Annotated in this window: 12 protein-coding genes; 11 read left to right on the top strand and 1 reads right to left on the bottom strand. The window is 50.9% G+C overall.

Annotation, left to right across the window (positions count from 1 at the left end):
• The 7 genes from G7Y37_RS08630 to G7Y37_RS08600 form a co-directional block, all read left to right on the top strand.
• Positions 1 to 1,824, top strand: a 1,824-nt coding sequence (locus G7Y37_RS08630) for a leucine-rich repeat domain-containing protein (RefSeq protein WP_165063063.1), incomplete at its 5' end; no start/stop codon positions are given.
• Between the two features lie 73 nt (positions 1,825 to 1,897).
• Positions 1,898 to 3,535 carry a hypothetical protein gene (locus tag G7Y37_RS08625; RefSeq protein ID WP_165063062.1) on the top strand — a complete coding sequence of 546 codons (1,638 nt, stop codon included), beginning with the start codon at positions 1,898 to 1,900 and terminating at the stop codon, positions 3,533 to 3,535.
• 149 nt (positions 3,536 to 3,684) lie between these two features.
• On the top strand, positions 3,685 to 6,084 hold the full coding sequence (locus tag G7Y37_RS08620) for an InlB B-repeat-containing protein (protein WP_165063061.1): 2,400 nt from the start codon (positions 3,685 to 3,687) through the stop codon (positions 6,082 to 6,084).
• Between the two features lie 89 nt (positions 6,085 to 6,173).
• Entirely contained in the window at positions 6,174 to 6,803 is a 630-nt protein-coding gene (locus tag G7Y37_RS08615; protein WP_165063060.1) for a hypothetical protein, read from the top strand.
• 323 nt (positions 6,804 to 7,126) lie between these two features.
• A complete protein-coding gene (locus G7Y37_RS08610; protein WP_165063059.1) occupies positions 7,127 to 7,942 on the top strand; it encodes a hypothetical protein in 816 nt (271 codons plus the stop codon).
• Between the two features lie 41 nt (positions 7,943 to 7,983).
• Positions 7,984 to 8,802, top strand: coding sequence for a hypothetical protein (locus tag G7Y37_RS08605; protein WP_165063058.1), 819 nt, complete (start codon positions 7,984 to 7,986; stop codon positions 8,800 to 8,802).
• 28 nt (positions 8,803 to 8,830) lie between these two features.
• The gene (locus G7Y37_RS08600; protein ID WP_165063057.1) at positions 8,831 to 16,819 is read left to right on the top strand and encodes a hypothetical protein; all 7,989 of its coding nucleotides are present in this window, start codon (positions 8,831 to 8,833) and stop codon (positions 16,817 to 16,819) included.
• Between the two features lie 609 nt (positions 16,820 to 17,428).
• Here the strand turns inward: G7Y37_RS08600 and bfr are convergent.
• Positions 17,429 to 17,893, bottom strand: coding sequence for a bacterioferritin (bfr, locus tag G7Y37_RS08595; RefSeq protein ID WP_165063056.1), 465 nt, complete (start codon positions 17,891 to 17,893; stop codon positions 17,429 to 17,431).
• A 229-nt stretch (positions 17,894 to 18,122) separates the two neighbouring features.
• Between bfr and htpG the strand changes: the two genes are divergently transcribed.
• The 4 genes from htpG to G7Y37_RS08575 all read left to right on the top strand — a co-directional run bounded on the left by htpG (position 18,123) and on the right by G7Y37_RS08575 (position 24,066).
• Positions 18,123 to 20,102, top strand: coding sequence for a molecular chaperone HtpG (htpG, locus tag G7Y37_RS08590; RefSeq protein ID WP_165063055.1), 1,980 nt, complete (start codon positions 18,123 to 18,125; stop codon positions 20,100 to 20,102).
• Between the two features lie 306 nt (positions 20,103 to 20,408).
• Positions 20,409 to 22,301: a lipase family protein gene (locus tag G7Y37_RS08585; RefSeq protein WP_165063054.1), complete on the top strand. Its 1,893-nt coding sequence runs from the start codon at positions 20,409 to 20,411 to the stop codon at positions 22,299 to 22,301.
• A gap of 11 nt (positions 22,302 to 22,312) precedes the next feature.
• Positions 22,313 to 22,987: a response regulator transcription factor gene (locus G7Y37_RS08580; protein WP_241156078.1), complete on the top strand. Its 675-nt coding sequence runs from the start codon at positions 22,313 to 22,315 to the stop codon at positions 22,985 to 22,987.
• A complete protein-coding gene (locus tag G7Y37_RS08575) occupies positions 22,984 to 24,066 on the top strand; it encodes a sensor histidine kinase (RefSeq protein ID WP_241156077.1) in 1,083 nt (360 codons plus the stop codon). The genes G7Y37_RS08580 and G7Y37_RS08575 overlap by 4 nt, the downstream gene beginning before the upstream one ends.
• The last annotated feature ends 228 nt before the right edge of the window (positions 24,067 to 24,294 follow it).

Genomic DNA, 24,294 nt, shown 5'->3' with positions numbered 1-24,294 from the left:
GGGGGGGGGTTCTATGAATTTAGCTCTACAGAGCTAGACCCCCAAAATTCAAAAAATTTCCCAACAACTGCAACTAATACAAACAAAGATATAAGTGAAAATACGTCCGCAGCCTCTAGTGCTGCAGATGCAGGCATTGCTAACCCATATATTGGTGAATATTACTCTGAAGCTGAAAAGGCGCTCGGAGTAACACAAATCACAATTCCTGATACGGTTGAACAAATTGACCTAGCTTTCTTCCAAATGCTGCCAAACCTTACATCCATTGATGTAGCAGCAAACAATACACACTACTCAAGCTACAACGGAGCGCTGCTAGATGCAGCCAAAACTAGCCTCCTCCTCATCCCAGAGGGCATGGAGGGCACCGCTGTGCTCCCTGACACACTGGCCGCTGTCCCTGCTTGTGTCTTTTCCCGATGCACCAAGCTTATGGCCATTTCTGTTGCAAATACAGGGAGCGCAGCTTCTAGTGCCTATGCCGCCCAAGATGGAATCTTATATACAAATGATCTATCCTCACTCATAGCTGCTCCTGCTGGCATTGGTGCTAGCGTGGCTTTGGCTTCTGAGTGCACCGCCATATCGCAGGGTGCGTTTTGGGGAAATGATAGCCTGCGCACAATCGTTAGCACGGGTGAAGTTGCCAGCATAGCGGTTGCTAATTCCGAAAGCGAAGCCGAGCAAGCAAATGCGGAAACCGCGGAAGGTGCGGAAGGTGTGGAAGCTGTAGAAGTGGTGGAAGCTGCGGAAGGCGGCGCGGCATCTAGCGATGCGCAAACCACCACGCCAATACCCGCGTTCAGCGGCGAAACTGTTGCCAACGCAACAGTTGTTACCAGCAATACTGCCGCATGGGAAGCGGCTGGATTTACCCATTTCGTAACTCCGGCGCAGCCGGGCGATGTGGCAGCGTCTGCAAAAAGTGAATCGGGCTTTGCTTACACGCTGTTGCCCGACTACACCTTGGCAGTCAGCTGGGCAACTGGCAACGACAACGGCGAAGGCGAGGGCAACGGCGAAGGCGAAGGCAACGGCGAAGGCGAAGGCAACGGCGAAGCTGCCGACAACGGTGAAGCCAACAGCGCCAACGCCAACAGCGAACCGCCCGCAGAACTAACAATCCCAGAAGCCGGCGCAATTAACGGCGTGGAATACAAGGTATCGACCATCGCGCCAGCCGGTTTCGCTAACTTGCAAGCGCCGCAAATTGTCAACATCCCGGCAAGCGTAACAACAATTGGCGAAGGCGCATTCGAAAACTGCACAAATCTTAAAGCCGCGCATCTGCCCGAAACCGTGGAAACCGTCGGCAACCGCGCATTTGCAAACACGGCGCTTACCACGTTCATTGTGCCGCAAGCCGCCGCGCAAATTGGCAGCGAAGTATTCGCCGGACTAGACAACCTAACAATTGCCGACCGCTTCGCCACCGCCAACGTGTCGCCCACCGCGCTTCTTGGCGCCACGCACACAAGCGTGTATGTGCCCTACAACGCGCAAGGCGTATACAGCTGGCAGGCGGGCTTGCCAACCACGGGCAATCGCCTTATGCCCTACGGCGTGAAAGCTGCCGAAAATTTGAACGACCTGAAGGTGGGGCAAACCGTCAGCCTGCTAGACGACAACGGCTACATATATGCGCCGGGCGCTGTGCAGCCAATATGCAGCTACAAAGCCAAATATATCAGCTTAGATATTGACGCAGGCACCGTAACGGCAAAGCAAACCGGCGCCGGCAACTTCAGCATAAGCCTTGTACTGGCGCTTGACGTGCCCACGCTAGACGGCACCACGCATATAGAAATACCTCTCAATTAAATAGACAACACCCGGGGATTTTAGATTTAGGTCTAGGCACACGCGTGCCCGATTTGGAAAAGGAAGAAGGGAAATGAAGAAGACAAGCATCTTAAAACGTGCGACATCTATCGCATGTGCCGCCGCCATGGCGCTTACCATGACGCCGTTTGCTGCCGGCGCATTTGGGAGCGACCAATCAAAAGCGTATGCAGCAAATGACCCTGTGCCGCAGGTGGGCGCGAATGTGTGCATGACAGTGCCTCTATTTGTTACGTTTGGTGGCGAAGAAGGTTACGACGTTTCTAATCCGGCTTCAAGTATTACGTCAGATTTCAGCTTGGTGAATAGCGGCAAGACTAATGCCTATGTGTCTCAAATTGTAAGTAAAGATTTAGGCGCTACAAAGCTGTTCTACAAAATGAATGGCACGGAAGGCAAGCCTGCAGTGGGTGCGGAAGACCCGCTGTTTAGTTTGTATGAAAAAGATGACCCATCTCAAAAGATAAACTTTGGACCCGGAGACGAAACAGAAAATGGTAAGACTTTCACTAAAGGTAGCGGTGTTCTAATAGGCACTGATGAAAACACTTCAACTACCTGTACATTTAGGCTGAATTTGACAAATGCTAATGAAGTTGAGAATGCTTGTTTTGCTGTAAATACTGATAATTTGGTTGATGCGGGAACTGCGGCAACTGGCGATAAACGAAATTACGACACAGTTAATAAATTAGCTCAGTTGAAGATAACTATAAAAGGAACAAAATTCTCAGTTGATTTTGCTCGTGAAAGCGACTGGGTTAGCGGTTCTTTCACTGGTAAAACTGAGACACAGCTTCAAACCGAAAAAGTACCAATTTATTTAATCGATAATGAATTGGGCGAAATTTACAGTATTGCCGATATATGGAAGCAGCGCGATCATATTCAGCGTAATGGTGAGGATTCGTTCTATACAAAACTTTATCGTGAATTTGCCCTAGATCCTAGTAAATATATCTGCAAGATGCAATTTGGTACAGAAGCAAATTATGAACCTATTGTAGTTGCGGATGCTTATGTAGATAGATTTTATAACCCACAATACATTAATTGTGAGCAAGGAAAAGACAGTATTGTATTTCATTTTAGGAATGGTATTGGAAAAACAACTGCCTCATTAGCTAATTCGTCTCCTTATGGAGACGGGAAACACTTTATAACTGGTAGGGATTTTAAAAGTGGTAGTTGGTACGGTATTCAGAATCCGCGAACCAATGAACCTAACGCCATACTTAGTTATCTGGGCACTATTAGTAAGAAAATAAGCGATGGAGGATATTTATCAGATAAATTAGTCAATTATATATTGAATCATCCGAGTTCGGCATTGTGTCACGATGGAGGCGGTGGGACATTTTTACAAGATGGTCTGATGCTGCCTAATAGCGGCAATACGGGTATTACATATTATGATACCCCTAATCTTAATGGTTTGTGGACTAGATTTTATCTTAAGGCTTATAACGGAATCTATGACTATCGTTATTATAGCGACCAAGACATATCAAAACGGGCTTCAGTTGGGGGATTTGGATCGGGAGAGCAAGCACAAAACCAACCCGTTAGTGTGCATACAGGTAGTTATGGAACTAGCGGAGGTGAATTCTTTATGACAACGAGTGGTAACTATAACATGACCGGATCATATAATACAGAGCGTGCTGTCCGTCCATTCTTCGTTTTGTAACAACCGAATAGGGTTCGGTGGGGTGTAAAACTGCACTGTAGCGCCAAAATTTGGGCAAATTTTCCCGAACCCTATTCATCAATTTCACAAGCACTATTACTAGCCACTAACGCTGTGGCTTGGATACTTATACGTAAAGGGGTTTTGTAATGGCAGGTTTAGCTGGTTTAGCTGACAGATGCAGATTGCTGCGGCAAAAAATGTCCGGCGACCTGCCGGCAGCGCTTGCTTGCGTGCTGATTGTGGCGCTGGTGCTGGGGCTTTGTCCGGGTAGTGTTTTTACGCAGCGTGCGCATGCCGAAACTTATAGCTATACGATTACAGACGATGAGGAACCCGGCTTCATGCCTTACGTCGATGCGACACTTACGCTTGGCATTAAGCTGACGAATAGTGCTGCTGCGGTAGATGGCGTAACGGGTAATACCACTGTTTCGTCTGGCGACACCGAAGTAACTTCCAACATGTGGCTCGGCATTAAAATTACGAACAGCGCGGCTGTGGTGGACGGTGTTTCTGGCAACACGACTGTTTCGTCTGGCGACACCGAAGTAACTTCAAACATGTGGCTGGGCATCAAGATTACGAACAGTTCGCCGAACCCTGACGAGTCGGGCAGCTCTACAGTTTCGTCTTCCGACAGCGAGGTAATTGCCGAAACCACACTTGGTATAAAAATTACGAACAATGCGCATGCTACTTTTATAGATTACGACTTAGTGGGCGACGATGCGCTGCTGTACCAGAGCGCTCACAATCAAATTGTTTACACGAAAGATGGCAGCGACAACACTGTTAATTGGAGTGGTAAAGCTGGCGACGGTGTGCAAGATGCGGTACTAGGCGATGTAACTACTGGTGCCACTATTATTGTGCCCGATGCTCCGGAGTGTATGGGTTACGACTTCGATGGTTGGGCGCTGCGCATTAATGGCACGCTTGTAACCGAGGGCGAAGGCGCTAGTGTTGCGGCTAAGCTGTATCAGCCGCGGCAAACTTTCCAAGTTCGCTATGCTGACAATTATCAGTTTGTAGCCAAGTGGAGCCCAGTTGCGCAGAACTACACGGTCAATGTTTATTTGCAAAACGCAAACGATGACGGCTATACGCTGGATACAGATATGTCTGCTGCACTTGCAGGCACGGCGCTAACCGACGCTGACATAACGGTAACTGCGCCCGAAGCGCCCGAGGGTTTTGTGCTAAAAAGCTCTGGCAATGTGTTATCTAGCTGGATGAAGCGCGAAGGCGGCGCAAACGATACGCTGTGCGTTTACTTCGATCGTTTAACTTATTCAATTAGTTTCGTGAAGCCTACGGGTGAAGGTGTACCAGAAGACAGTGCTATTACTGGATGGCCTACCGATGAGACAAGCGTGCGTTATGGGCAAACATACGAATTGCCCGCGAAACCCACAGCTGACAACTATAGCTTCGAGTGGGTTGTAACCTCGCCTGAAGGTCTAGCAATCACAAACGGTGCCATAACAATGCCGAACCAAAACGTTGTTATAAGTGGTACATGGACAGAAATTCTTACAACGAAGTGGCTGCTTGTGAAGTACGCATCAGCCACGCCAAAAGACCATGCGCTTGTTGATAAAGCTAGTAGTTTGACTGCGGTTAGCAGCTTCGACGACGCAAGTGTAAAGGTAAGCAACGGTGCACCTTTCCGCAAAACCGGCGCTGATGCAGGTATATATCAGTGGGTTGACCTAGGTAAGAAGGGCGACTACTCCGACGCTGCCGAGCCTACGCTTCCCACAGTGGATAGCATGTATGGGGTGGACGGGTATGTGAAACTAACCGACAGCTGGTATGTGCCCATAATGGTGCCCGAAGTTGGCGACACCGGTGCTACCAGCAAGGGCTGGTGTTCGTGGCAGGCAGGTAGTGCGCTTAGTACCGACAGTTTGAAGGATTTAGCCAACAAGGCAACTGCAGGCGAGAATTACAACACCATTACGCTTTACGCTCGCTGGAATTTAATTGTAAATGTAGATATTCCGGTGGACATAAAGATGGACCTCGACTTGGCAACTGGTGAAGTTAGCGCCAAACGTACATCAGACGGTATGGCAGCTTCAGATGGCAGCCCGTGGCACTTCACTTCGCAAACTGTAGAGCCGCTGGAAATTGTGTCTATAAGTGAAGCTGGAACTGCCGAAGAGATAAACGCTCGTGAAGCGGCTGCGACAGAGTTGTTTGGCGAAGCCAACGTAGGCACAAGCATCAGCAATGCAAAAGTGTGGCTGCAGCTTTCGGGCACGGGCACGGGCGGCGCTGCTACCTACAACTACTTCTTGGGCGAGCGCACACCTATCGGCGGCACACCTAGCAACATTGTGGTTGCTAAAGCGGCAAGTTCAACTGCACAGGCTGTTACGCAGGTGGCTTTCAACCTTGGCTTAAACGGCTTCGAAGCTGACAAGGCAAAACTTTCGCAGGCAGACACTTATTCCGACATTGCGAAGTTGAAATACACGGTGCGCTATAGCACCGAGACTACTCCCGGCGAAAGCGAGCTTTGGGGCAGCCCGAGCGCGTAGGTAGTACGTCGGCGCATGCAGAGTGTGTCGGCGCACGCCACACGTGGTTGTGATCTTACAAATATAGGCGATAGACGAAACGGATAAACATGGCAAACGATTTGAACAAACAGAACGGCAAGCGTCCAAGCGTGAACTATGGCGCAAAAGGCACACAGGCGGGCGACGGCGTACAGCGCACAACTTCTGCGAAGCCTGCTGCGGCGCCGACGCAGCCAAGCAAAAATGCCAAGCGCACAATAATTTTGGTGCTGGGCATTGTTGTGGTGGCAATTGCAATATGGGTGCTTGTGTGGCTGTTCGCATGCAACGGCAGCAGCCTGATCGACCCTAACGCGCAGACCGGTCAGGCGCCTTACAAGAGCGAAGAAGAAATGCAGGCCGAGCTTGACCGCGTGGTTGAGGAAGGCATGTTCAACATTTCAATTGCCAGCGTTATTCCGTTTGCGAATGGGACAAGCGATGGCACGGCATACATCGAGAATGTGCCGGGAAATCGCTACAACATGCAGGTAACTATTACGGACGACTCAGACGGCAGCGTGCTTTATGAAAGCGGCGTGCTTGAGCCGAATCAGTTTATTGAAAAAATTACGCTTACCCGCGATTTAGAGCCGGGTTCGTATCCGGCAACTGCCACGTTTACAGCGCTTGATGAAAACACATACGAGGAAGTGGGGCAGGCTGCCGCAAAGATAACTCTGAACGTAGAAGGGTAAGGGCAGGCGGAATGTGATGGAGAAGCGGAGGACGCAGGCTGGGGCGAGCGGGTTGCGGAGAGCGCGGGCTGCATGCTGGGGCGAGAGCGGGGATATGCTCAGTCGCTCTACAGTCTTCGCTCTGCAGAAATGTTCACAGAACATTTCTGTTCGCTGTGGAACTCGCTTTGTGAGCACATCCCCGCTCTCCAACCCCTTAGGGTTCGCCCAAAAATGTTTCACGTGAAACATTTTGAGAGTAACAAAGGTATCTAGCTGGTAGGGAAACCAGCTTGAACATAAACGCAAGTAGGAAATGGCTTAAAACTAAAGGAGGATTAGCCATGAAGAAGACTAGTAAGGTATTGGGTGCTATAGGGCTTAGCGCCGCGCTTGCTATCGGTTGTGCGCTGCCAGCATTTGCAGACGACTATGAAGGCTATCTTGCAAACAGCAAAGATGATCCAAAATATCACGAACAAAGTTTGGCAGGTACTGATGAGGGGGATGGCACAACCGTTGGTGTAAAAAGCTATATCTCTAACATCTCCGTACAGGTTCCGCTTGAAGCTATTGTGTATGCCGATGTTGTAGGTGGTAATCTCAATTGTCCTTCTGCCTCTGTTTATACGCTAACCAATAATTCAACGAGTCTTGATCTGAAAGTTACAGGGATTACTTGGGATTATTGTAAAAAAGGTACTGACGGCAGCAATGCAAGTGGCTGGAAGATTGTTAACGACAATAACATGGCAAAGATTAATACAGACAGTAATGTTCTTCCGAAAGCTGAGGAGTTTCCTGCTGGCACAGATTTATTCGGTAATTTATATGTAACTCTTAAAGGTGCTGATATGACTGTGCCGAACCCCTCTGGTGGTAGTGCTATTACTACAGGTGCCACGATGCAGCTTAAAGATGATAAGTCAGTTGCGGAAGCAACAGATAGCGCAGAACTTAACTGGATAGTTTCCAAGCAAACTGTTAATGCAAGCGGTGTTGTGGATAGTCCTACTAAGTATCAGATTACTATGGCAGGTTCTAACTCTCAACTTCTCAATCAGGTAAAAGGCGGTACACACATGGAAGTATTTAAGGTGAAGTATACCTTTGAGCCTAGTGTAAAGGCTGTTGCGGGCACTACTGACCATACTGCTTAATCCTAAAACCAAAAGTCCGACTGAATGAACAAGGCTATCTAATGACATATGACGATACACAGGGCGCAAAGCGCACAAATTCCCAGAATACGCAGGACGCATTTTCGGATGCGCCCTTAGGTGAAAGCGCCAAAAGCGCCACAAATTCACGCGCATATGAATACGGAATAGCATGGGGAGCCAACCGCAAGGCGGCTCCCCAGTCGGGCGCAAACGCGGTACATCAGCAGTCGGGCGCAAACGCGGCACAGCAACAAGCGCGACCGGCGGCAACGGCGGCAACGGCGGCGGCTTCCGCACCGCACGCGCAGCGCGCACCGCACGCACAACAGCCGCTTCAACCTGCGCAGGAAAGCAGGAAACGCAAGCATGGTGCAGGGTTTTGGATAGGCATAATAGTCGCCATAGTCGCGCTAATTCTTGCGGCGCTTCTGGCATTCAACATGTGCAGCGGCGGCGGGCGTGGCGCGCGTCAGGGCGACCAAGGTCAGCTTGCTGGCAAAACCGATGCCGAAATTCAAGCCGAGCTAGACCGCGTGGTAGAAGAAGGCATGTTCAACATTTCCATCGCGTCCGTGATTGAGTTCGAAAACGGCACCGCACCCGGCGAGGTGCGCATAGAGAACGTCCCGAACAACCGTTACCTGATGCGGGTAGAGGTCGTTCGCGACGACACGGGCGAAGTTATATACACGACCGATTACGTTGAACCGAACCACCACATTCAAACCGACACCTTAGATGTTGCGCTGCCGGCAGGCACCTACGATTGCACAGCCAATTTCTTCGCTTACGACATGGAGACAGAAGACGAAGTTGGGCAGGCGGCAGCCAAGGTAGTAGTGAAAGTGCTTGGGTAAGTAAAGGGATTTGGGATAAGGGAACATCATGGAAAGCATCGCAAAGAAAATTCTGGCAATAGTGGTGGCGTGCTGCATGGTTACGTCGCTTACTCCGGCGGCGGCTTTGGCTGCGGGCGCCGGTGCGGGCGGGGCATCCACACCCGGCGCGACTGCAGCTGCGGGCGCATCTGCAGGCGCAGATTACACGCGCACGCAGGAAAACACCGAGCGCATCGAACATGAAGGTGTGCAAGAGGCGGCAGATGAATACGCCACTGAACACACAGGAGAAGCAGCGCAGGCTACTACTGAAGGTGCTTCCACGTCTGTTTCTGTGCGCACGCTTTCGGAATTTAACTGGACGCGCTGGACGGGTCCGCAGCAAAATGCAACCATAGATGATGTGGCTGATCCCGAAAAAGCGTCGGGCAATTTGGTTGTGGAATACGAAAAGGGCGCTCCGAAAAAGCTTGACGGCGGCGCGCTGGGCTACGAATATTCGCTGGAAGTTACGCGCACGGCTTTCAAGAGCGACGGCACGCTTCAATCTAGCGGCACTACGAAGCAGCTTACGGGCGGAGTGGTGGAAGATGGCGGCAACGCGCCTGTAGTTACCATTGTGTTAAAAGACGCGCTGGAAGAATTTGCCGAAGAATCAATAAGCAACGAAAACGCAAGTTATTTCTACGGCTCTTACGATTTCAAGATAGTTACAACAGGCGCTGCAGAGGCGCCCGAATGCGTTGTTAATTTCTGGATAGTGCCAGACGACTTCCTGAAAGATCGCATTAATGCCGACGAGGCGAACCCCGATAACCTTTACATGACAGGTGCTTTCTACGGTCATGCAACACTTGAGGCTACAAATATTAAGGCGGCAGCTGCATCTGGTGCAGCTAGTCCGGCGTTTACCACGCTGCAAAGCGAAGCGGGCGCAAATGCCATAGATACGGCTTACCAGCTAGACGTAACGAACGGCACGCTTTTCAACGTAAACGAACTGTACAAGCAGGTTGATACGGTAACGCTTCCTGTAAGTGCCGATTTGGCGGACAAGGCAGATGGCACAATTAGTGTGCTTGCGTTGGTGGACGGGCAGGTGAAGCGCGTAGAGTACAAACGTGTGGGCAGCAGCAATGAATACGCGAATGCAGCTGACAGCACAGATAAACTTACGTTTAAGCCGGCGGAAAGTGCGGGCGAAGGCGGCGAAGGCGGCGAAGGCCCGGGCACGGGCACGGGCACGGGCACAAGCACCCCTGCGCACGTAACTTTCTCCGTGAAAAACTTGGGTGCGGCTCCGGGCGCTTTCGCCATTACTTATAAAAGCACGCAAAAATTCCAAGTAACCACTAGCGCTACGGGTGGCACCATAGACGAGGCGCACGCGAAGGAATTTGCGCGCGGCGCAACCCCAACGTTTTATTTCAGCCCGAGCGAGAATTTCTATCTGGCAAACGCAAGCGATGTGGTAGTTTCCGGGCTTAATGCCGATCAATACACTCTAGGTGCAAATTTCATTACGCTAAGCGATACGGCGGCAGCAACGAATGTAACGATAAGCATCACATTCACCGAATACACCGAATCTGAAGCTGAGTCGCACGCCTACTGGAAGCTGGATGTTAGCAGCACGTCTGAGACAGGCGCGTCGGGCGAAGTGTCGGTAGACACAGTTGTGTTGGGCGCGGACAAAGTGCCCACCAACAGCGACACTACAAAATTCAGCGGTTCCAAGACTTTTAACATGGTGCAGGCGGGCTCGCCGGTGTATTTGAATCTCTTTCCGGGCGAGGGCTCGTGCCTAAAAAGCCTGAAAGTTAATGGGGTAGAAGTTGCTGTTACTGGCAGCACGTATACTTTAAGCACTATGCACGACAACGCCAGCATAGAGGTGGTGTTTGCGCCCGGCATTCCGCCTGCGCATGTAACGTATACCGTTACCGGTGAAATAGCTGAAGGCAGCGGAAATTTTGGCGTAAGTGTTGACGAAAGCGGGCAGCACCCCATAACAAATTACAGCGCTACGGTGGTTGCGGGCGATTTCCAACATGTTAGCGTGAATGCCGATGAGGGGTACACAATTGGCAGTTTAGAGCTTGACGGCGTGGCGGTTAGCGCCGCGGAGGGCATGCAAAAATACACGCTTACAATTACAAATGTGCGGGCGAATCATAATGTTGTTGTGCGTTTCGTGGGCGACAAAGTGCAGATAAGCGTGCCTGCAAGTGTGGCTGGAGCCACCATAGAAACCAACATGGAGGGCACATCGCCCTATAGCGTAAATGCCGGTGAAGACGTAGAGATATACATAACGCCAGCCAAGAACTATACGCTTGGGAAAATTGTTGTAGGTGAGAACACTTATACAACAGATGAGCTGATGGCAGCTGGCGGCAAAGATGGCTACACGCTGGCGAAAAATTCAAGCGGCACATATACGCTTAGCTTTAAGGCTGTGGGCAATGTTTCGGTGTGTCCGATGCTTTTCCCCGAAGCCGACCCTGACATTCCGGCAACTTTGAAAACGGTTGACGTGGCTGGGCACGGTGGCAATGTTGCGCCGCAGGGCAAGCACACGCTAGATGCGGAAAGCGGCAAGCTAACGCTGAATTTTAGCCGTCTTGAAGGCGACGAATACAAAGACACTCATGTAGACCGTATAGAAATTTCGTCGAATGAAGGCGAAACGGCAACGGTTGCATTTGCCGATTTAACGGATAAGTGGAGCTGGGTGTTTGATGCAAACACTTATAAGGGCACAACCTTCGCAATAGATGTTTACTTTACAGAAGCGGGAAGCGGCGGCGATGTAGCGCCCGAGCCCGCGAAAGCCGACATTGTGCTAGCGGCGAATGCGGGCTGCACTATTGATCCGGCGGGCGTGCAAAACGATGCGGGCGAATGGGTTTACGCGGGCGTTAATTGCGGCGTGGCGCAATCGTTCACTCTAATTCCAGAAACGGGGTATGAACTAAGTTGCATTTGGCTGTCGGTTGATGGCGGCAAGATGGTAGATGTAACAAATGCTACTTACAAGGATGCGGCAGGAATTGACGTGCCCTATGTTGTTGGCAACACGCTTTCGTTTATTCCGCAGGCTGCGTCTAGCGGCACGGCGCAATATAAGGTGTATGCCGAATTCAAGAAGTCTGAATCTGAAGACCCTGACTATACGCAGCGCATGTTGGTGGTGCGTACTGATGCGTCGGGCACGGGTACGGGTACTACTACGCCTTCGGGAACCACTTGGACAAGTGCGGGAGAAAAGCAAAGCATCTCTATTATTCCCGATAAAGATAGCAGAATAGATTGCGTAACGCTGCAAGATTTAGATGCAGACGGCGCGCCCATAGAGGGCACCTCGCGCGTGGTAACTAGCCTTGCCAGCGCCGGTACGCTGTCTATTACGGTTGATGAAAACACGCTTGTACTGGTGAAATTCGCTAAGCTAAACCCGGGCGAGGTAGCGCCGATCAATAAGAAAGTGGTGGCGGTTACATCTGCTGCGCTTACTGGTGGCACCATATCGCCCGCAGGGCTGCAAAATGTTTTGGCTGACGCAAGTCTGTCGTTTAGCATAAAGGCGCAAGAGGGTTACAGTTTTGCGGCGCTGAAGGTTACGGGTGAATTTGAAAGCGATAAATACGAAGCCGAAATAAGCCCGACCGATAGCCGCATAACTGCAAATGATGCGGGCGACACATTTACCTATGCGCTGCCTAGCGATTTGATAACTCGTTTCGCTAAGACCGATAGCGTGGACAACACGGGGCGCATAAATGTTATAGCCACATTTACGGCGCAAAGCACGAACGACAAAACTTGGCATGTATCTACCAGCGTAAGTGGACCGTCTGGTGCGGGATACATTTCTCCCGGCATGTGCGAAGGGCAAGATGGCGTAGATGTGGCGGCGGGCGCGTCGCAAACATTCAGTTTTGTGAATAAGGCAGGCTACGTTGTGCGCGCAGTTTATGTTGACGGCGTGCAAGTGGCTGCTGGCGTTAGCGAATACACGCTTGAAAATGTTGTGAAAGATACCGACTTGCGGGTGGAATTTGCACCCGAGGCGGGCAAGCCTGTGCCGCGTGTGCACAGCATAGAAACCAGTGTAGTGGGCAGCCGTGGCGGTACCGTTTCGCCTTTGGGCGCAACCGATGTTAACGATGGCGCAAACATTAGCGTTACGTTTATTCCCGATGCTGGTTGGCGCATTAAAGATGTGCGGCTAGACGGAAAATCGGTTGTGGCTGATGTAAGCGGCAGCACACTTGAGCTGTTCAATGTGTCGGCGGACCACTCTGTTGTGGTGGAATACGAAAACGTTGTGACAGATACCTCGCTTGTGCTTGTGGAAGCGAAAGGGCCGGGGCGCGTTTCGCCCGCTGGTGCGGTGGAGCTGGTTGAAGGCAAGAATACAGCCTTCACATTCATTGCGAATGCAGCTAGCGCAAGTTCGAAAGTGGTAGACCTGACCAGCGTTACGGTTGACATGCGCCTAGAAAATGGCGAAATAAGAACGCTTGGTGGAGCCGATTTAGCCAATGTTGCGAAAACAAACGACTGGACGCTTGATGTGGCTTCCATAGAGGAATTTGTTGCGGCGCAAGGGCACAGTGGCGCAAGCATCGCCAAGCTGGTTGCCACGTTTGCCGAAGTGGACAAAACAGAACCGGGTGGCACGCCTGCGCTTGGCGATGAAGAGCAGCCGCCGTCAACGGATGCGCGCGTGCGCATAGAGGCAAGCGCAGGATACGGTGGCACTATTGAGCCTTCCGTGTACGAGGCAGTTGTGCCAAGCGAAGCTGGCAAGATAAATGAATACACATTTACTGTGAAGCCTACGGCGGAATACCATGTTAAAGATGTGTCGCTGAATGCTTCTGGTGCCAGTGGTGTTCAGCTTGTAAACAACGGCAATGGCACCTACACGTTAAAAATTAGCAGCGCCTCAAATGTTGGCGGCAGCACCGTGGGCATAAATGCTGAATTTGAGAAAAACGCGGCTGAGGTTCAGCGCGATGAATATTCGATAGAAGTAGAAGTGCAAGGCGCGGGCTCTGTTTATCCGGGAAACATTACTCAAGCTGGCGGTAAGACCACGATGAAGGTGCCGGCAGGCGGCGCGCAGGCGTTCTCGTTCTTCCCGGAAAGTGGATGCGCTACTTATATAAAGGTTGGGCAAGCGTCAATTTTCGATGCTTCTGACCACAGCGACTTGCGCCAAGTTGCCGGTAGCTATTCGCTTAGCAACATATCGTGCGACATGCGTGTGCTGGTTGTGTTCGATTCAGCATCTGGTAGCGAAGCTGAGCAACTTCCCGAATACGAAAAGTTCACCGTAAAAGCTCAGGCTGTTGGTGGTGGCATCATAACGCCTGCGGGCGACACGCTGGTGAATGCTGGCGCAAACCTTGTGTTCACCGCGAAAGCAAATGCGGGGCACAAGCTAAGTTACCTTGCAATTGATGGAACGGTCGATTCCGACGGCAACGTTTTGGCTGGCGAATACGTAAGTGCAGCCGATGTGGCGCGCGGGCAATACACGTTCGCAAATATTCAGGCTGACCACTCTGTGGTGGCGGTGTTTGTTAGCGACACTCAGGCGGTTGAGAACTTTACAGCTTACGACTTAACGCTTGGTGGCTCTGGTAAGGGCTATGCTAGCCCCAGTGGGGTTGTGTTTGTAAAATCGGGCGCGGCGCAATCAGCTGAGGTGCTGCCAAATCATGGTTTTGCTGTTAAACAGGCGTACTTTATAGATGAAGCAGGTTCGCGTGTAGGCAGCACTTATGCGCCCGAAGCGGGCGAATCTGGTGTTCGCGTTCCGCTTGCTTATCGCGGTAGTGGCACATACAGGCTAGTTGCAGAATTTGAGGCAGCGCTACTTCCTAACACTGGGCTTGATAATGCTGAAATAAATGAAGATGTGTCATATATTGTGAACGCTGGTGTTGAGGGCAGCGGTGGTATCGTGTCGCCAGCGGGTACGAATGTTGTGCGAGCGCATGCGGCGCAGACTTTCACGCTAATTCCAGATGAGGGCTACAAAGTTGATGGTGCGTATGTGCTTATGAAGAATGGCACTAAAAACCCAATTGCTGTTGACGGGAATTCATTCACGCTGCGCGAAGTGTCTTCTAACATGGACGTGTTTGCGGTGTTTAAGCCTGTGGCTGCGGGCGAAACTGCGCCTAGTTATACCAACCATGCAGTTAGCGTTTCTGCTAATGGACCCGGCAATGTGTATCCGGCGGGGTGTGTTCAGGTTGCAAATGGCAAGCCCTTTACGTTCACGCTTCAGCCTGACAATGGAGCGCTTCTGAAACGACTTGTTGTGCATGCAGCAGGTGAGCAAACAGATGTTACTAGTGGAGTGGTTGGGCTTAGCTATACTGTGCCTGCCGTTTCGCAAGATTTAAGATTCGTGGCTGAGTTCGCCAATACGGATGGCTCGTCTTACTTCGAGCCGGATGCAGACGTAAATGTAGACGTGCGCATACAAGATTCAAGTGCTGTCAGCGCAAACTTCTGCCGCGTGTCGCCTACTTATGCAAGTTTGCCCAAAGGCTCTTCCAAGAAGTTCTACATAATGCCAAACGATGGCTATGAAGTGGTTTCTGCAAGTGTTTCTTCTGCGGGCAAGACAACTCCGCTTCCGATAATGGACATAGGTGGCGCAGGGCTTGAAGGTGCCCGCGATGCGGCGCAGCCCTACAAGTATGTGCTTGTAAACGATATTCGCGAAGACACTGTACTGAATGTTGTTATTAAGAAGAGCGCAGATGGCTGCATATACGATAAAGATTCAATTTCAAAGGTTGAAGTTGAGTCTAGCGGAGGCGCATCGGTTACGCCTTCGGGAAGCGATGCATATGTTGCTCCGGGCGACACTATTAACATGACGGCTACACCGGCTACCGGCGAAGATATAACGAAGATTCAGATTGGCGACAATGTATTTGTTGTGCCTGAAATACCTAGCGGCACCAGCAGCGAGGATGCAGACAAGATAATTCAGGGTGCGGTGGACAGCTTTAACGGTGCGCATCCAGATGCGAATTTGGAATACAATCCGGCAGATGGCTCGTTTACTTGGAACGTAGTGGCTGGTGCCGACGGAAGCGTGCCTCAGGTTAGCGTAAATGCCACCGATAAAAATTCGCCAGCCGATGTGTTTTACTTCGACAACCTTGCCAATGTTCGCACGCAAACAGACAGCGGCTATTTGGTAGTAACGCGCGTGGTTGACGGCAAGATATATCGTCATGTTATGCGTCATGGCGAGAACATTCCCGTCTCTATTGGGCAGGAGATATCTATTGAGGCCGTTGCTGATGCAGGCTATAAGGTGAAAAGCGTTGAACTGGATGGTTTTGAGGTTATAGATCCCGGCGTAATAGATGAGGGTTGTTTCAAGCAAAAAGCTTATGCGGCAGAATCTGAAGCGGCCGCCGTTACGCGCTTGCGCACTACAAAAGCGAACCCGACAATTAGTTACTCTTTTATGCGCGATGAAAGCAGTAGTAGTGGTGGCAGCAGCAGCGGCGATGGCGGCAGCGGTGGTAGTGGCGGTAATGTCGGCAAAGACCAAAAGTATCAGATAACGGCGTCTTCTACCGGACATGGTACGGTAAGCCCGTCGGGGACTATGGCTTACGACTTAACGGCAGATGCCGAGTACAATTTCATGCCCGATACTGGGTATACGGTTTCGTCAATTTCCGTAGATGGAATATCGCAATTCTACAGTTCTACCAAGTATGTTTACAAAGCCAAGGATGAAAAGGCGGGTAATACGCATACGCTAGAGGTTACATTTACGCCGATTGTATCGTCTGGCTCCGGCAATAAGTTTGTTCGCGTGCCAAGTACTTTGGGCGGCGCTTTAAGCCAGCTTGCGAAGACAGGCGATATGAACGCAGCTCTTATGTGTGCACTTTTGGCGGTGGCGTGTGGGGCGACTGCGGTGCTTGTGCTTACGAACAGTCGCAAGAACCGTCGCGTTCACGCTCGTAAGCCGCGCGATTAGTAAATTAGTAATCAGTATTGCAGACTCTAAACTCAAAGGCTTACGCAAGCGAACCCCAAAGCTTGCGTAAGCCTCTTTTCTAGTCAATTAGGCAAAAACAGACAGAGAAATGGTCAAAACTTCCGACTTTCCATGGTCGGCATGCCGCATAGCCAACCTGAATTGTGGAGAACACTGGGCAAACAGGAGATGCCAGTGTACTAGTAGGCAGAATTTCACGTTTTTCACCATGGAAAGTCGGAAGTTTTGACCATTTTTTCGGAAAATTTTGATTGTGTGCTGAAAATTGGTGGCAGGAGCCATTTAGGAGTCACTTTGAGATAGAAGTGGCCATTGCCTAGAGTCGTTTTTGTGAAAGTAACCGATTCATTAGAAAGGCAACGGCCACTATGGACACTTTACAGGATAAGGGAACGCTGGAAAACCTTCCATTTCGCGAGGATGGAACCATCGGCATCAACGAGATGATGCATCGTGGGCTGCGCACCGCACGTTGTACATTGCGGGTTGTGTGCCGCGGGATGCGCACTACACGTTGTGCATTGCAGGTTGTGTGCCGCGGGCTGTGTGCGCCACATAAACGGGCTGCGCCAACGTGCGACGCTAGCCCTACACTTGGGTGGACAGGAATATTTGCAGAGACATCTGCTCCATCTGATCCTGTAATTCTTCTAGTTCATCTGCGTGGCGGTCTTCGTCCATCAGAATATCCTTCAGAACGTCGCGCGTTGCGTTGTCGCCAACTTCGCTAGCCATCTTTATGGCATCGTTGTAGTTCTTAATTGTATGTTCTTCCAGATCGTGGTCGTTGTCTACCTGATCTGGCACAGTGGCACCAATGTGCATTTCGTTCAGATTAGAAACGATGGGTTTGCCTTCTAGGAACAAAATACGCTCCATCAGCTTTTCGGCATGATGCATTTCGGTAATTGCGCGGGTTTTGAAATTCTGGGATAGCTTTGTATAGCCCCAGTCCTCGCACATTTCGGCGTGCAGCATGTACTGGTTGATGGCGGTTAATTCGTCCGCTAGAAGGTCGTTCAGTTTATTAACAAGCTTTGTGTTGCCCTTCATGGAAGTGCCCCTTTCATTTTGCTTTGCGGTCGTTTGAAACACTGTATTGACACGACTTCATTCTAGGGGGCACCTAAGTGTGCAAGCGCCTGCCTGCACCACCGTTACTGTATTGCAATCTAGCCGTTTGCTGGGCGATATCGCAATGCGGAATTAGCACTCTAGGCATTAGAGTGCTAAAATGCGGAAAACAATATAGAGTAGAAATTCTAAAGCTGAAAGGCAGACGATGAGGAAATTCAAAACCGAGAGTAAAAAGCTGCTCGATCTTATGATTAACAGCATATATACGAATCGCGAGATATTCTTGCGCGAGCTTATTTCGAATGCGTCAGATGCGGTGGATAAGCTGTATTTCCGCAGCTTAATCGACGATTCGTGCAAAATAAATCGTGCCGATTTGGCAATTTTGGTGGGCTATAACAAAGACGAACGCACCGTTACCGTGTCAGATAACGGCATCGGCATGGACAAAGACGACCTAGACAAGAATTTGGGCACAATTGCACATAGCGATTCGTTCGAATTTAAGACCGAACAAGCTGCTGGCGAAGGCGAAGCGGATGGTGGTAAGGGTCTTGCCGATATGACCGATGTAGACATAATCGGTCAGTTTGGTGTTGGCTTTTACAGCGCATTTATGGTTGGCAAGCGCGTGCGAGTGGTGTCTCGCGCGTTCGGCTCCGACGAGGCGTGGGCTTGGGAAAGCGACGGCATAGATGGCTACACCATAGAGCCAGCCGAGCGCGCCGAACACGGCACCGACGTAATAGTGTTCCTGAAAGACGACTCAGACGACGAGCGCTATGGCACTTTCGCCACCGAATACGGTCTAACCGAGCTTATCAAGCGCTACAGTAACTATGTGCGCTACCCAATTCAGATGGAAGTAACTAAGAGCCGCGAACTTCCGAAGCCAGACGATGCGGGCGATGACTACAAGCCGCAGTTTGAAAACTACACTGAGCTGGAAACAATCAACTCCATGATTCCAATTTGGAAACGCAAGAAATCTGAGGTTAGCCAAGAGGAATACAACGAATTCTACAAGACCGACTTCCACGATTTTGAAGACCCGTTGCGCACCATGAGCCTGCATGCAGAGGGCACGCTTACATACGATGCGCTGATGTTTGTGCCGGCGCACGCGCCGTGGGATATGTGGTCGAAGGATTACAAGAAGGGGTTGGCGCTGTATAGCAGCGGCGTGCTTATTATGGATAAGTGCGAAGAGCTTGTGCCCGACTACTTTAGCTTTATGCGTGGCGTGGTAGATTCGGCTGACCTTACGCTGAATATTAGCCGCGAAACGCTGCAGCACAATGGGCAGTTGCGCGCTATTGCTCGTCGCTTGGAAAAGAAGGTTAAGACCGAGCTTGCGAACATGCTGTCTGACAATCGCGAGGCATACGAGGGCTTCTTCAAGGAATTTGGGCGCACCATGAAATACGGCCTGTATTCAACGTATGGGCAGGCGCGCGATGTGCTGGCTGACTTGCTAATTTTCTGGTCGGCTAAGGAAAAGCGCATGGTAACGCTGGCTGAATATGTGTCGGCGGCACCCGAAGGTCAAGACTCCATTTTCTTCGCTGCGGGCGATTCGCGCGAGCGCTTGGCGCAAATGCCCATAGTTACCACGGTGCTTGCAAAAGGCTACGACGTGTTGCTGTGCGACGAAAATGTGGACGAATTCTGCATGATGGCGCTGGGTGCATTTGAAGAGCCGGGCACCGGCGAGGGCGACGAAGCCCCAACCATGTGGCAGCTAAAGAATGTTGGCGGCGAAGATTTGGGTCTTACTACCGAGGAAGAGAAGAAAGAAGCCGAGGAAGCCACCGAGCAGAATGCGTCGCTGTTTGATGCGATGCGCGAGGCGCTAGATGGCAAAGTGCAGAAAGTAGTAGTGTCTACGCGCCTAACCGATGCGCCTGTGGTGCTTACCACCGAGGGTGCGGTTAGTCTGCAGATGTCGCAAATGCTGAAAAGTCAGCCCGGCAGCCAAGAGGGCGTTCCCGAGGCGCAGGTAGTAATGGAAGTGAATGCAAAGCATCCGGTGTTTGAGGTTCTGAAAGCTGCGCAAGAAGGCGGCGATTCCGACAAGGTGAAAACTTACACCAGCATTTTGTACGATCAGGCTATGCTTGTAGAAGGCTTGCCTATAGACGATCCGCTGGCATTCGCCCAAGCAATAAGCGCCCTTATGAAGTAAATTGCGTGGCGTAAATTGCGCAGACGCGTTTCGCAGACGCAAATCGCATAGGCGCACTACGTAGGCGCGTTTCGCAGGCGTAAATTGCGCAGGCGCACTACTGCACGTTGTTTTTAATGTCGGAACCTTGCCAGATACGGCAGGGTTCCGCTTTTTTATTTGCTTTTTTGGTGGCGTGCTTACAATTTCGCTTGATATGTTGAGCGGCATGGTCGTGCCTTTTGCATAGGAAATATATCTGAAGTACGAATGCAGCTTACAAGTGGTAGGCTTACTTCATACAATTTTCTAGGAAGCAGAGGCAATATGGCATCTTCTCAATTTGAAGTTCAGGAAAAGCGCCAGATAAAGTTTCTCTCGCCTTTTAAGCATGATGCGGGTCGTGCGCGTCATGAAATAGAGGCTATTTGTGAAGTGCCTTGGAATTCAGATTGGTTCAATGCGTGTAGCGACTCTTTCAATTCGCAATTGGCTGTTACCAGTATGGCTGTGGCGGCATCGATGGTGCGCAATACCCAGCGTAATAACTTTCGCTATGCTGTGGGTGCGCTGGAATCGTTGGGTTTTCAAGATGTAGACGTAAGCAGCTTTAAGCATCGCAACGAAACAGACGATGAAGACTACAAGCGCGACAAAGACTTAGTTGCATACGCTTTTGCGCATCAGCTGATACCAAGCCCAAGTGCGTCGGGCAAGCAAGTGCCGCTTGTGGTGGCGGCAGTACGCGGCACATCGCGCACTTGCGAGTGGCGCAGCAATGCAAACGTGGCGGATGCGGTAGCCGATGGTAACTACAACGTTGAATATCATGAAGGTTTTGATGCGGCAGCTGAAGAGGCTTATAGCAACTTTGCTGACTATATTGAGCGCTGCGGAATATCTGCAAGCGAAGCGAAGATATGGCTTATAGGGCACAGCAGAGGCGGTGCAGTTGCCAACATAATTGGTTCGTATATGTGCGAGTCGGACGAATTCGACCCTGCGCAGGTGTTTGTGTACGCTTTCGCAACTCCGCCGGTTACGCGCCGCACCGATGTGGAAGATGTGCGCTTCAACAACATCTTCAACATAATAGACCCGCGCGATTACGTTCCGCGACTTCCGCTGGAACATTGGGGTTTTCGCCGTTTCGGAAAAACGATGTACTTGCCGGCGCAGTGTATGTGTTTGGGCGGTACCGAAGAATATTACAAACGTGCTGCGCAGCTGTTCGAACAATTCGCTGAAACCGAGCGCCCAACATTTGACAGCATTGGACCTACTGCTCGTTTGGTGCGCGATATTGCCAGCGTAAGCCCCACGCTGACGACTGCATATACAAAAGTGCGTCAAACGAAATTCGGGCGCAAAACTTTCGCGCAGTACTTTCAAATTTTTACGGAAATGGGGCATAGCAAAGGGGCGCGTTTTGTTAAAGAGTCGCTGAATATGGGGCGTTTGTCTCCCGGTCCATTTCGGCGTTTTGCGGAGTACTTCCTGAAGAATACGGTGCCGGCGAATAAGACAATGGGCACCCATAGTGAAGAAGGTTATTTGGCGTGCATGATGGCTGCGGCTGAGGCGGGGCTGAATTTGCCGGCTAGTGCAGACGCGCGCATGACGTGCTTTACCGCTTATGGCGAAGTTGATGTGGTAGTTAAAGATGCGTCCGGTAAAAAACTTGCTTCTGTGTGGAAGGGGTCGGTCGAGCGCGTGAAAGATGTGCAGGGTGCGCTGCCGGCTTACTATGATTCCGATACATGCGCGGCAAGTGTTTGGATGGCGGATGGCAGTTTAGACGATTACTGTATAGAACTGCGCGACCGCGACGGGCATTCGTTTGGCGTTACTGTGGCGTGCCAAGATGCTATGGGTCGAACACTCAGCCAAGATGAGTATGGTCCACTAAAGATAGGCGCGGGAGCAACTATTGCATGGTCTGAGCTGGCATCTAAAGCCGAGGTTCGTCACACTGATATCGGTTGCAATTTGAGCGCAAGTGTTAGCACGCAAGGAGGAAAGCGCTGCGATGCGGTAGGTGCCGAGTGCCTTACAGCAGGCGATTGGGCAGTTGTGCGCGCATTCGAGGGGCGCGGTTCTACGTTTAAGGGATGGTATGCCGATGGTCGCAATCCGAAGGTGGCAGAGCCGCTGAATACGTCGCGCGATTTTCGCATACGAGTAGCGGAAAATAGGTCGTTAGTGGCTGTGTTCGAATAGACAGCGATAAAATGGCTAAAATGGCGCATATTTATGTGATAGAAGACGATACCGCGCTGCGCGACGAATTAGAGCGGCTGCTGGAATTGCAGGGTTTCACAACTGCGCATTGTGAAGATTTTTCTTGCGCGGCGGCGCGCGCCTTACAAGCCAATGCCGACTGCGTTGTTCTAGATCTAAAACTGCCCGGTGCCGATGGGCACCAAGTATGCCGCGATATACGCGCTAAATCTGCGGTTCCAATAATAATGCTTACATCGTCAGAGAACGAATTTGACGAAGTGATGGCGCTGGGGCTAGGTGCCGACGACTACGTAACGAAACCTTATAGACCAGCCACTCTGATAGCGCGCATTCAAGGTGTTCTTCGCCGTAGTTCAGCTTCTGCTTTACCTGTGCTAGAGCACGACGGATTGCAGTTAGATGAGGCTTCTGGAACGGTGATATTTGGCAGCAAGCGGGCGGAGCTTACCCGCAACGAACTGCGTATCTTGCAGCTGCTAATGCGCAATGCCGGGCAGGTGGTTAGTCGCCAACAACTGATGGTACATCTCTGGGAATCGGATTCTTTTATAGACGACAACACGCTTACCGTAAACATAAATCGCCTGCGCAGGGTGCTTTCAGATTTGGGCGTTGGCGAAGAGTTTATCAAAACGCGCCGTGGCATAGGGTATGTCATATGATGCGCAATTTCGACGAAGACTTTAGCATTCAACCCAGCTTCTCTGTAGGCAGGTACCTGCGCGATAGATGGCTTGCGCTTATTATTGGATGTGTTTGCGTGTTGGGTGTCTATGGTATGTGCGCAACGCTGGGCGTGGGATTTCAGGCTTGTATAGCGGTTTCTGTATTTATTCTTCTGTGTATTTGTTTGTTGCTTGTGTGTGAGTATGTGCGTCGCGCACGCTATTGGCGCAGCGTTTGCAAAATGAACGAGGATATTCGCCATGCTTGCGAGGTTACTTCGCTTATAAAAGAGCCCTCGTTTTTGGAGGGACGCCTGTCGTATGCGGCACTAGAGCGATTGTCTGATTTGTCGAATACCGAGCTTACACTGGCTCAGCGCAGCTCGACCGAATATCGCGAATACATAGAACTGTGGATTCACGAGGCTAAGACACCTATTGCGGCTGCGAAGCTAATTTTGGATCGCATGGGCGGAGCGGATGCCGATGCGCTGTCCCGCGAACTTGAGCGCGTGGGGAATCAGATCGATCAGGCGCTTTATTATGCCCGCTCTACCGCCTTGAACAAAGACTACTCAATTCGTCAGGTGTCGCTGGCGCATGCGGCGCGCGAGGCATGCAAGCGCCAAGCGCGATTCCTTATAGAGAAGCAAACCATTCCGTCTATAGATATATCAGATGATGTGCAAGTTTTATCCGACGAGCCTTGGCTTGTGTTTATGCTAGGTCAAATTTTGGCAAACGCTGCGCAGTACGGGGCATCTTCGGTAAGTTTTACGGCAACTGAGGAAGCCGCCAATACGCCGCACGGGCGCACTGTTTTGGAAGTGCGCGACAATGGCTGCGGGATAAGTGCCGCCGACATGCCGCGCGTGTTTGACCGTGGTTTTACCGGCAGCAATGGCAGGGAAAGTGGGTCGGCAACTGGAATGGGTCTTTATCTTGTGTCGCTTATGTGTTCGCGGCTAAGTCTTGGTGTTTCTCTTGCTAGCGAAGAGGGCGTGGGCACGCGTGTTATGCTTTCATTTCCGCACGATCGCAGGCGTTTGCACGAGCAGGGAATAAAATTTTCCTAAAAATGGTCAAAACTTCCGACTTTCCACGATTAAACTGCCCTACGGTTGACCTGAATTGTGGAGGACACTGGGCAAACAGTGTTCAATGATGCCTCGACGGGGGTTGTGTGTCGATTGTTGGTGTCATGATTGCGTTTGGGAGGTGCGGGCTTTAGCCCGCCCGAGCAAACGCAGCATTGCCCAGAACTAGCTATATATTACACTATTGGCATCATGCCGCCCTTCCGA

The sequence above is a fragment of the Adlercreutzia sp. ZJ154 genome, from assembly GCF_011039055.1.
In the GTDB taxonomy this organism is placed as follows: domain Bacteria; phylum Actinomycetota; class Coriobacteriia; order Coriobacteriales; family Eggerthellaceae; genus Adlercreutzia_A.
Note: the sequence above shows the minus strand (reverse complement) of the source record. Positions and strands in the feature narration are given on the sequence as shown.

What these genes read in the sequence shown, in the direction of transcription:
- bfr (WP_165063056.1), bottom strand. Translation starts at nt 17,893, where the DNA reads ATGAAGGGCAACACAAAGCTTGTTAATAAACTGAACGACCTTCTAGCG.
- G7Y37_RS08600 (WP_165063057.1), top strand. Translation starts at nt 8,831, where the DNA reads ATGGAAAGCATCGCAAAGAAAATTCTGGCAATAGTGGTGGCGTGCTGC.
- G7Y37_RS08620 (WP_165063061.1), top strand. Translation starts at nt 3,685, where the DNA reads ATGGCAGGTTTAGCTGGTTTAGCTGACAGATGCAGATTGCTGCGGCAA.
- G7Y37_RS08580 (WP_241156078.1), top strand. Translation starts at nt 22,313, where the DNA reads ATGGCTAAAATGGCGCATATTTATGTGATAGAAGACGATACCGCGCTG.
- htpG (WP_165063055.1), top strand. Translation starts at nt 18,123, where the DNA reads ATGAGGAAATTCAAAACCGAGAGTAAAAAGCTGCTCGATCTTATGATT.
- G7Y37_RS08625 (WP_165063062.1), top strand. Translation starts at nt 1,898, where the DNA reads ATGAAGAAGACAAGCATCTTAAAACGTGCGACATCTATCGCATGTGCC.
- G7Y37_RS08575 (WP_241156077.1), top strand. Translation starts at nt 22,984, where the DNA reads ATGATGCGCAATTTCGACGAAGACTTTAGCATTCAACCCAGCTTCTCT.
- G7Y37_RS08605 (WP_165063058.1), top strand. Translation starts at nt 7,984, where the DNA reads ATGACATATGACGATACACAGGGCGCAAAGCGCACAAATTCCCAGAAT.
- G7Y37_RS08615 (WP_165063060.1), top strand. Translation starts at nt 6,174, where the DNA reads ATGGCAAACGATTTGAACAAACAGAACGGCAAGCGTCCAAGCGTGAAC.
- G7Y37_RS08585 (WP_165063054.1), top strand. Translation starts at nt 20,409, where the DNA reads ATGGCATCTTCTCAATTTGAAGTTCAGGAAAAGCGCCAGATAAAGTTT.
- G7Y37_RS08610 (WP_165063059.1), top strand. Translation starts at nt 7,127, where the DNA reads ATGAAGAAGACTAGTAAGGTATTGGGTGCTATAGGGCTTAGCGCCGCG.